General features: G+C 63.5%; 8 protein-coding genes and 2 pseudogenes. 3 read left to right on the top strand and 7 right to left on the bottom strand.

What is annotated here, in order from left to right:
• Positions 1-445 (bottom strand): annotated as a pseudogene (locus MKK65_RS14135) (NAD-dependent epimerase/dehydratase family protein); the annotation flags it as partial.
• Positions 446-1,164: 719 nt separating this feature from the next.
• On the opposite strand from MKK65_RS14135, the gene MKK65_RS14130 reads away from it, so the two are divergent.
• Positions 1,165-1,944, top strand: a complete 780-nt coding sequence (locus MKK65_RS14130) for a sugar transferase (protein ID WP_409565431.1) — start codon at positions 1,165-1,167, stop codon at positions 1,942-1,944.
• Positions 1,945-2,118: 174 nt separating this feature from the next.
• The gene (locus MKK65_RS14125) at positions 2,119-2,439 is read left to right on the top strand and encodes a hypothetical protein (RefSeq protein WP_243958356.1); all 321 of its coding nucleotides are present in this window, start codon (positions 2,119-2,121) and stop codon (positions 2,437-2,439) included.
• 98 nt (positions 2,440-2,537) lie between these two features.
• Here MKK65_RS14125 and terL read toward each other — a convergent pair whose 3' ends face one another.
• The 4 genes from terL to MKK65_RS14105 are packed head-to-tail and all read right to left on the bottom strand — an operon-like array spanning position 2,538 to position 6,184.
• Complete coding sequence (gene terL, locus MKK65_RS31375; RefSeq protein ID WP_243958354.1) at positions 2,538-4,157, bottom strand: phage terminase large subunit; 1,620 nt, start codon at positions 4,155-4,157, stop codon at positions 2,538-2,540.
• Entirely contained in the window at positions 4,154-4,690 is a 537-nt protein-coding gene (locus tag MKK65_RS14115; RefSeq protein WP_243958352.1) for a DUF5681 domain-containing protein, read from the bottom strand. The genes terL and MKK65_RS14115 overlap by 4 nt, the downstream gene beginning before the upstream one ends.
• A gap of 10 nt (positions 4,691-4,700) precedes the next feature.
• Positions 4,701-4,973, bottom strand: coding sequence for a DNA methyltransferase (locus MKK65_RS14110; RefSeq protein ID WP_243958350.1), 273 nt, complete (start codon positions 4,971-4,973; stop codon positions 4,701-4,703).
• 26 nt (positions 4,974-4,999) lie between these two features.
• Positions 5,000-6,184, bottom strand: coding sequence for a ParB/RepB/Spo0J family partition protein (locus MKK65_RS14105; RefSeq protein WP_243958348.1), 1,185 nt, complete (start codon positions 6,182-6,184; stop codon positions 5,000-5,002).
• A 366-nt stretch (positions 6,185-6,550) separates the two neighbouring features.
• Between MKK65_RS14105 and MKK65_RS14100 the strand changes: the two are divergent.
• Positions 6,551-7,655: pseudogene (locus MKK65_RS14100) on the top strand (IS630 family transposase).
• 30 nt (positions 7,656-7,685) lie between these two features.
• On the opposite strand, the gene MKK65_RS14095 reads toward MKK65_RS14100, so the two are convergent.
• Positions 7,686-8,078, bottom strand: coding sequence for an HNH endonuclease (locus MKK65_RS14095; protein ID WP_243958346.1), 393 nt, complete (start codon positions 8,076-8,078; stop codon positions 7,686-7,688).
• Positions 8,059-8,520 carry a hypothetical protein gene (locus MKK65_RS14090; RefSeq protein ID WP_243958344.1) on the bottom strand — a complete coding sequence of 154 codons (462 nt, stop codon included), beginning with the start codon at positions 8,518-8,520 and terminating at the stop codon, positions 8,059-8,061. The genes MKK65_RS14095 and MKK65_RS14090 overlap by 20 nt, the downstream gene beginning before the upstream one ends.
• Positions 8,521-9,572 lie beyond the last annotated feature (1,052 nt).

Raw genomic sequence — 9,572 nt, 5'->3', positions numbered from 1 at the left:
CCAGCCGCGTGGGGCGGCCGATGGGCGTGAGACGCGCGCGCGCCCGGTCGTGTGGCAGCGGACCAACCTCGGGCTACCAGTAGAGGGCGTCTGTGGAGGCGGAGATCAGGTGGCGCACGACTGCGCGGGGGGCGGCCTCGTTCAGGGCGCTGGTCTGGACCGTGTTGGCGAGGTAGTAGCCGAGCGGGTCGGCCACCGAGTCCGGCACGCCGATCCGGGCGGCGAAGTGGCCCAGCGCGTCTATGCGGAGCAGCAGGATGTCCTGGGTGACGAGCGTCTGGTCGGCGCCGTCGCCGACCAGCAGCTTGACCCCCGCCGGCACGGCCCAGTCGAACCCGGTGGACAGGTCGTCCAGCCCCACGCTCTCCTCGTGGCCGGCATCCAGCAGCGCCAGAACCATGTGGCTGCCGATATACCCGGCCCCGCCCGTCACCAGAACTGCCATGTCGTCCGCTCCCTTACGAATCCGCGCTCATCTGTCCGACCGCCTATACAGAGCAATGACGCGGCTCGACCATCGGCATTTCTGAAAGTGAAAGGCCATGACGCCAGGATCATGACGGCCTGCACCTGACGGCCTCGTGAATCGGCCCGGCTCCGCCGCGCACATCCGACCGACCAGTTCCCGCCAGGCGTCGCGCGGATCGGAAACGGCAACGTGGACGCCTGCCGGGACAAGGCCGACAACCCGCACGCCACGCAAGTGTTTGACAGCGCCATCGGGATGCAGCACCGGCCCTCCGAGTGCGTAGTTTGCACCCATGCGACCGTTGTGCCGGTCCCCTGGCGCCCTCGATCATGCCCGCAAGCTGAACGTCGGCCGGGGTGGAGGTCTGCGCATCCGGGAGTCGGTGAACGGGACTTGTGATGCCGACCTTGCGTGCGTTGCACCAAAGAAACGGCGCTCTCACGCCAGTCGTCCCTAGATCGACACTATACGAACTCACACCGAGACTGGTTGGATGACAGCATCGTCCTATCTCCCGTTGCACCAATGTTGAAGTTAATCCGCATGGCTACATTGCATAGCCGCATAATATGAACGCGAGTTAGACTGTTATTGGCCGTATAGCCGAGCTTGTAAAAGGGTCAATAATTTGTTAGAAATCGCAATTAATAAGCTATTAACTATCCCGTCGCCATCTCGATCCAGAAAGTGAATCCATGTTGCGCGAGGCCGGCTCCCCAGTTTCACACCTCGCCTCTGCGCCGCACCATAGGGTTGAGATGTCGAACGTGGCCGATCAGATTGCCGGTCAGGTGAGCGAGGCGGCCGAGGCTGTTGCGGAGGCCGTGCTGCCGGAGACGCCGTCCGTGGCGCGGGGGCTTCGGCTCGACTGGGCGGCCAAGCGCGGGCTCGACATCGGGGTGGCGGCCACCGCGCTGTTCCTGCTGCTGCCGCTGATGCTGGTGATCGCCGTGCTGGTGTGGGCCGGCGACCGCAAGGCGCCGATCTTCCGGCACATGCGGCTCGGCCGGGACGGACGCAGCTTCGGCTGCTTGAAGTTCCGCTCAATGGTCACGGACGGCGAGGGCGTGCTGGCTGCGCATCTGGCCGCCAGCCCGCGGGCCCGGGCCGAATGGGCCGCCACGCACAAGCTTTCCGACGACCCGCGCATCACCGCCATCGGCCAAGTGCTGCGCAAGACCTCGCTGGACGAGCTGCCGCAGCTGTGGAACGTCCTGCGCGGCGAGATGAGCCTGGTCGGGCCGCGCCCGATCGTGCAGGCCGAGGTCGCCCGCTACGGCCGGGCGTTCTCGACCTGCTTTGCCGTGCCGCCCGGCGTCACCGGCCTGTGGCAGGTCTCGGGCCGATCGGACACCAGCTACGCGGAGCGAGTAGCCCTCGACCTGGATTACGCCAGCCGCTGGAGCCTGCGCCGGGACATCGCGATCATGCTGCGCACCGTCCCGGCCGTGCTCGCTCAGCGCGGCAGCAAGTAACGCGAGCGTGCCCCGGCCCGCTCGTGCTGCGCGCGGCCGCGCTCTTCAAAGCGCGCATTCTGGGAGCCGGGGTGCGGCGACCGGATTGCCGACGGGATCACGATGAAGGGCCTGCTGCCGATCGCGCTGCTCGGAGTGGGTCTCGGACGGTTCGGCTCGGTCTGAGCCCTACCTGTGTTCCTGCCGGTGTTGGCGGCCGAGCTGGCCTACGGGTTCCACATCCACCACCTGAGCGCGGGTGGCAGCCTGCGGCGTGTCGCGGCGCTGCTGGTCTACGGGCAGCTCGACTTCCTGCTCGGCGCCCTTCTGCGGCCGCTCCCGGGCGAACGGTGTGGTGCCGAGTTCGGCTTGGTCAACGGATTGCTAACCGAGGGGGCCGCGCTCGTGTCTGCGGTGGAGGGGGTTCAGTCTTGGACGAGAACGATCCGCACTGGGACGCCGACCCGCTATGGTACGACCGTGCCGAGCCGGAGGCGCTGCCGGGCCGGCTGCTGAACGGGCTGCGTATCTGGTCCTGCTGCTGGCCGGGATGGCGGGCGTGATGCGGCTGTACCGGCTCCCGAACGCCCTGTGGTGCCGGGCTGCCGACCAAATTAGACACAGAACAACCCAGCCGCGTCTTTCCTGAAACAAATTATTTCTTTAAGGGTTTCGTACTTAGGTGATAGGATCACGTCACTGGGCTTCCAAGTGGCTGGAACTGAGATGAGGCGCGGCTGCTTTGATCCATCATTTGGGCTGTCCGCAGCAAGCTTTGCTGAAGAATTAGATCGAAGCTGCGGACGCAACCCCCGAATGCTTTCGCGGGTCCGCCTGACCCTTGGTTCGACCCCAGGCAGGCTCCCAGTCAGGTAATGCAGGGCATACGTGGTGGCATCTACCTGATCGTCGTTGCGACCATTCGGAAAAGCCAGCAATTCGCCGAGGTACTCCCCCAGCCACGGCGCATCGGTCGGGAGATGCACCTGACCTGCCTCAAACCGCGCTGATTGTGCCAACAGCCGCGTTTCCTTGTCGTGGCGCGGCTCGACCAGGATCGGTGCCAAGGCCTTGGTCCGACGCAGGTCCTGCAGCAGTGCATGCCCGAGTTGTGTTTTTTCGATCAACGTGACATTCGCATCCCAGCGCTTGCTCAGCGCCACAACCTCCCGACGCAACTCCCAAAACTCCCATCGCCCTCGGACCACGTCGAGGAGATAGTAATCCAGCCCCGCCGCACCCCAGACCGTGCCCACCGACCAATCGCTCGACTCGGACAGCGTCGAGGCGGTATCCCAGGAGGCCACGATCCGATCGAAACGGCTAGGGGGCATGTCGTACCTGCGCAGCCACGAGCGCTGGATCACGTTACCACCAATAGGCGCAGGGTCCTGCTGGTACTGCGCCTGGAAGGTCAGCGAGCCCTGGGCGCGCCGCATCTGCTCCAATATCACCATCGGCTCGCGCTCGACGTGCAACAACTCACCGACCCGGCGCCGGTACACGTCCCCGGGCACGTTACTGAGTCGGTGACAGGTATCCTCTATCGCGATCGCGGGCAGTGACACCATCTCCCAGTCATCTCGTTCTAGGACATGGCCGACGAGGTCGTCGACGTGAAGTCGCTGCATCACGATGACAATGGCACCGCGGCGCTTGTCGTTCAGGCGCGTGAGCAAGGTGTTGTCGAACGCTTCGTTGACCCGCCGACGCTCGGCCTTTGAGAACGCGTCCACCGCTTTGATCGGATCATCGATCACGATGAGATCGGCGCCGCGTCCGAGCACCGCCCCACCCATACCAGCCGCGAACACCGAGCCGCGCAACGTCGTCGTCAGTTCGAGGTCGCGGGGCCTGGAGCTTGTCAGCCGAAATCCCGAGAACGCCTGGCCAAACCACGGGCTCTGCGCCACTCGGCGTCGATCGAGGCTGAACTTTCGGGCCAGATCCTCGGTATGCGAGATGCAGATCACGCGTCGACCCGGGTCGTGACCCAGCGCGAACATTGGGAAGGCGACGCTGGCGATGATCGACTTGCCCGAACGCGGTGGGACGTTGATGATCAACCGGCGCACCTCACCGCACAGCACCCGCTCGAGCGCCCAGCACAGATGGTCATAGTGCCAATTCGGCGCGAACGCTGTTCCTGGCTCGAGCGTCGCAAAGGCCTGCTCTACGAAGGTAGCCAAGGTGGTACGTAGCGCAACCGACATCATCTCGGCGGTTATGTTCACGACGTATGCTCCGAATCCCACCCTGGCCCCGGATTGTCGTTGTCGCTGGCAGCCGACTTGTCTCCACCCACCGGTGAGTGTTCGGCGAGGATCTGACGCCGCATCCGGGCATAGTGATTCTTGTACACAGCTTCATTTTGCGCCGGGTCTGCGCCCATCTCGCCGGCGACAGCACCAGCCTCATGGACCGCGACCAGCTTGAAAATCTCTTTGCCGATGCGCGGGTCTGCCATTGCCTTGTGGCACATCGAGCAAAATAACGCCTCGCCGCATGACATCTCCACCCGCCTACCGTCCCGATTAAGCTGGACTGTCTCATTCAACACGCGCTTCATCATCGCCAAGAAGGGCTCCGCCAGCTTGCGGGGCCGCCCCCTTGAGTTACCGGACTGCCCCTTGGAAAAACGGCCTCCGCCAGCATGGATACGCTGTGGCCGTGCAACGCCCTCCCCATTCGCGCAAGATGTCTGCGGCGCGAGATCATTGTCTCGCGTGGCTATATTGTCGTCCGACTCGATTGGCTTATCGGACATCGCGACCTCCTCACGCATCTGAAGCGAAGACCGCGGCCGTCTTCTGGGCCACTGGCTCATGCACCCGCCGCTCAGCCTGCTCCGCGAAGGAGAGTCTCGTACCCGCATGGCGCGCGGGCGCCCGCGTCAGGATTTCCATCCGCCGGACGGCGACGTCGACGAAGACCGGGTTAAGTTCGATCCCGTACCCAATCCGGCCGGTGCGATGGGCTGCCAGCAGGGTCGTGCCTGAGCCGCAGAACGGGTCGAGGATGAGGCCGCCGCGGTGCGACGTATCGAGCAATGCGTCTGCGATGAGGCCAACCGGTTTCACGGTAGGTGCAGGGCCAGCGCCTCCTCCCGCCCATGCCCGAACCCGTTCAGCCCGGACGCTGACCAAATCGTGGTGCGGTTACGTCCGTGGCGGCCCAACGCGATATTGTTGATGTGCCGCTCTGAGCCGTACTTCATCACCAGCACGAACTCGGCTTGCTGACGGTAAAGTGAGCCCATACCACCCAAGCCTTTGTCCCAGACGCATGTCGTAAGTTGAGTCAGGCCAGCATCCCGCGCGGCGGTCATCAACGTAAGCATTCCGTGAGCGTTGATGAACATCTCGACGATCGCGCCATCGGCGAGATGCGGGAGCATCACGCTTAGGAAGCCTTTGAAGAAAACGGTGGCCTCGGCCTCACCCATGCCGGAGCCCTCGACGAACTCTCCGTGCCTGCCGCTGACGTAACCGCGAATGCAACATCCATAAGGTGGATCCGTCGCGACCTTCTGGACGCGCTGGCCGGCGAGCACGGCGGCGTAGCTCTCACCAGCACGAGCATTTCCGCAGAGCAGTCGATGACCGCCGGCGAAGTCCCAGATATCGCCGAGGCGCGAGACAACGGACACCGGCACCTGTGGAAGGGCGTCGGCCGGGTCTGTGCCGTCGATGCAAGACGACGTCAGCGCGAGATCGATCTCCGGCAAATCGAACCCGCTGAACGCGACGAGGTCAGGCTCGACCGCGAGCAGGTGCGCGAACTCGCACGCGAGGGCTTCGGGGTCCCAGGTACTGCTCTCGGCGATCCGATTGAGCGAGAGGCGAAGAGCCCTCACTTCGTCGCCGGTGAGATGGTCGATGACGATCGTGGGCACGGTCGTGTGTTTGAGCCGCCGACAGGCCTCGTAGATCGCGTGACCGTCGATAATATCCCCAGACGCGGTGACGAGAAGCGCCACGCAGCACCCGAACTGCTCAATGTTGCCGGCGAGGCGTTCGACTTGTCCTTTGCCACGCCTGCGAAGCGGCCGGTCGAGCGACTGGATGTCGCCGATCGGCCGATGCGTGATGCTGATGTCACGCGGTAACACGCTCGCCCCCGTGGGAGCGCTGACGCGCGATACTGAAGCAGGGGATGTTGCCAAGCTGCGCTGGCGAATACGGCTTGGAGTTGCGACGGACATAATGAAATTTAGCTCCGCGACGGACGAGACGTTCGGCAGACAGAACACGAACTTCATCTGGCTCCAGAGCGATCCGAAGCAGGAGGAAGTCGATTTCAGATCTGCCAATTCTCGCGCACGGTGCGGGCGGAGCCTGACTGCCTGAGCCTCCCGCCGCGCGGGAGGCCATGTCGATGTGAGAAGACCGCCTCAGCTCACCGTTGCGGTAGCAGCTGAACGAATGCCTCACAGTCCAAAGAAAGTAGGACTGCCTATTGGATAAGGCCGCTGCCGCCCAAGGTCAACCCGCCGGTCGCACAGCTAGTTGCATAGAAATCATGGCGGCCGCGCGCCGCCCCGTCCGGCTGACGCTTGGTAGTGCCACCTAGTGCACTGACGCGGACTGAGGATTCACGGTGCACGTTACGTGTGTGAGTCTGGGGTATGGCCCAGACCGTCTGCGTGCTCCTCGACGCCGCCGTCCGTCCACAGTTCACTGCGATCGCCGAGGATCGATTCCGCCCCCTCAAGCAAATCCTACGGGCCGGGATCATTCTGCTCTCGGCGGAGCGTCTGAACGTGCAGGACCTGACCCGGCGGACCGGCGTCAGTCGGCCCGCACTCTGGCGATGTCAGCACCGCTACGGTGAGGACGGCAGTAGGGCCTCCTGTGCGACAAGACCCTTCCCGCCCGGCATCCGGCCTGATCATCCCACACGGACGGTAGTGAAGGTGCTCGCGGTGACCTGTTCGGAGCCGCCCGACGCGGTGACTCATTGGACCGGGCACGCCGTCGCCACGCGGATCGGGATCTCGCTCCTCTTCGTTCGCCGGATCTGGCAGGCACACCGCCTGCAACCGCATCGGGTCCGCACCTTCAAGCGCTCGCACGACCCAGCCTTGGTCGAGAAGGTCGAGGACGGGCCCCCAACGAACCTGTTCGATGGGGGCCCGTGTGGTGAGTCTTTATATAGACCCGCCCCCATGCTGTCATGCTCTCCAGTGACGATCCTTCGACTAGCCCAGGATGAGGAGAGCCAGATCCCGGCCCTGGAACGAACCTGCCCCGACCGGCCCTCGGACTTGGACATCCCGCAGCCCAGATCCACGACTACACCCGCCACGGCACCACGACCCTGTTCGCGGCCCTCAACGTCTTAGACGGTACTGTGCTCGGTCGCTGCATGCAGCGCCATCGCCATGGCCAGTTCATCCGCTTCCTCACCGCCGTCGAAGCTGCCGTGCCGGCGGGCAAGCTCGTCCACGTGATCCTAGACAACGACGCCGCTCACAGGCACCAAAGGTCCGCACCTAACTCCTCCGCCATCCGCGATGGACCTTCCACTTCACCCCGACCTCGGCCTCATGGGTCGACGTTGTCGAGGGCTTCTTTTCCGCCCCCACGCGCTGCCGCCTGCAACGCGGGACCTTCGCTGGCATCGTCGACCTGCAGGCCGCAATCAAGCGCTACATCGCCAAGTACAACCAAAGCCCCCGCACTTCCATCTGGACCAAACCGGACGCCGCCATCTTTGACGCGCTCTACTGAGCCCCTGAACCATCCGTCCGAATCAGTGCACTAGCGAGATCGCTTGTCCAATCGCTCGCCGGTATCCCGGCGGATGACGCCGCCGCCAATCAGGCGCTTGAACGGGCTGGCTTTACTGCCGGGCAATGGACGCCGGTTCGGGTCGGCGATGCCCATGTGCCGATCGCGCATCCGGCGCACCCGCGCGATCACGCCGACATCCATCACCGTCTTGGCGGCATGACATGGCCGGCACAGCACCTGGCAGTTCTCGAGGGAGGCATCATCGGCCAACGCCACCGGGACAATGTGATCGTAGTGGAAGCGCCCGACCTGCAAAGCACAAGGACAACGGCCGCTGTCCGCGAGTACGCCCTCGCATCGCCCCTCCGCGCGGGCGATGGCGGCACGGAGCACCGCCTTGCTAAACTCGCGCCGGCGCATCACACCCCCCCATGGTCGCGGATAAAGCCGGCCCGCCGAGGTCGGCCGCGATCGCGGCGCGTTCAGCCCGAGTTCCGGCCAAACGGTAGGCGTGCAGTTCACGCGCTCCAAGCGTCGCGCAGGCGGCCAGCCAGCCGAGAAAACCAGGATCCCCTGCGTCGCAGGCTCGAGCAGCGACAATCGAAGCCTGGCCTTGGGCATTACGGACAACAGCGAGGACGACCGCGGCATCGTCAGCGACCAAATCGACGGTCTCGAGCGGCTGGATCACGACGACATAGCGCCGACTCGAAGATCCGCGCCACGCGCTCATCGAGATGAAGCACACGCCGCGCAGCCCCGCGCTGGTGCGCAGACGTTCTTCGCGAACCGCCGAACGGACGGTGCGATCAGATTTTAACTCGCGCAAAGGGGCGGCCCAGGAGATGTTGCGGTTCGACATGCTCGCACTCACGTCCGCGGTGCGGCAAACGATGCGACGGGCAGGCTCGCCGTCGAGCAAGGGCACTGCGGCGGCGCCGGATGTCCGACATGGGCAACGGAGGAAAGGATGATCTGAATGAAAAATGGGGCTTGCATAGCGCGCCTCGGGCTCGTGACGGGACTAGCCCCGCCACTGCCTTGGCCCCGCACACGCCCAATGGACTTGCGGGGTAACGCGATCCTTCGGATACCTTCGCCCACTCGCGGGAAGTGCGCTTCGACTCACGGCAGCTAGCTGCCTCGTGACGTGACTATTCACGCTCCAATCGTTCATGCAGTCCAGTCGAATATGCTCTTTGCCAGCATCAAATCAGGCGGCGATCACTCAGATGCTCTCTCCAAGCGCACGGAATTACCGTTTTGTGAACAAAATTTTCGGACGACGCACTCAAAAGAGCTCAATCAGATAAACGGCATAACCGACAATATAAAAGGCGATTTATAACAATCGTCGGTGATCGCAATAGTTAGAACCACACACGCAAATAGTGGGCCATGAAATCCCAAATTCGATAGATGGGGCGATTTCAGACTTGGCAGAACAAGTCGATGATGTCGACGCAGGAGGCGACGATCCGATCGTAGAAACGGTTTGTCCAGTCTTAATTAATTGACGCTCTCATCCTAGTGCACAGATGCAGACGAACGCACCAAGAGCGAAGAGCTAACCCACTGCGTTACATTGATAATCAAGTGCGCGCTGTGCACCATTTGTGCGCGTCAGTGCACTAGTGGCGCAAATTTAACGCTTTATGCCCCCGCTTCGAGGCTTGCATGATGCGATTTGTGTCAGCGGTTCCGGTAAAAGGCTTCGGGGCGCCGCTGTTCTCGGTAATGAAGCGCTTAGAGCTGTTGTCGTTTAGGTTGGGGAGCTCGACCTGGAGGAGCGCCTCGCCACCGTGCGGGCCTCGGCCGAGGAGATGATCAAGCCCTCCCTCTACGGGCAGGCCATCATCATCCTCGTCTACGTGCCGCTCCTCACCTTCACCGGGGTCGAGGGCAAGATGTTCG

Origin of the sequence: Methylobacterium sp. J-001 (genome assembly GCF_022829565.1) — a bacterium.
In the GTDB taxonomy this organism is placed as follows: domain Bacteria; phylum Pseudomonadota; class Alphaproteobacteria; order Rhizobiales; family Beijerinckiaceae; genus Methylobacterium.
The sequence above is the reverse complement of the archived record's forward strand: the minus strand, read 5'-3'. Positions and strand labels throughout refer to the sequence as shown.

What these genes read in the sequence shown, in the direction of transcription:
- MKK65_RS14115 (WP_243958352.1), bottom strand. Translation starts at nt 4,690, where the DNA reads ATGTCCGATAAGCCAATCGAGTCGGACGACAATATAGCCACGCGAGAC.
- MKK65_RS14130 (WP_409565431.1), top strand. Translation starts at nt 1,165, where the DNA reads ATGTTGCGCGAGGCCGGCTCCCCAGTTTCACACCTCGCCTCTGCGCCG.
- MKK65_RS14090 (WP_243958344.1), bottom strand. Translation starts at nt 8,520, where the DNA reads ATGTCGAACCGCAACATCTCCTGGGCCGCCCCTTTGCGCGAGTTAAAA.
- MKK65_RS14105 (WP_243958348.1), bottom strand. Translation starts at nt 6,184, where the DNA reads ATGAAGTTCGTGTTCTGTCTGCCGAACGTCTCGTCCGTCGCGGAGCTA.
- MKK65_RS14095 (WP_243958346.1), bottom strand. Translation starts at nt 8,078, where the DNA reads ATGCGCCGGCGCGAGTTTAGCAAGGCGGTGCTCCGTGCCGCCATCGCC.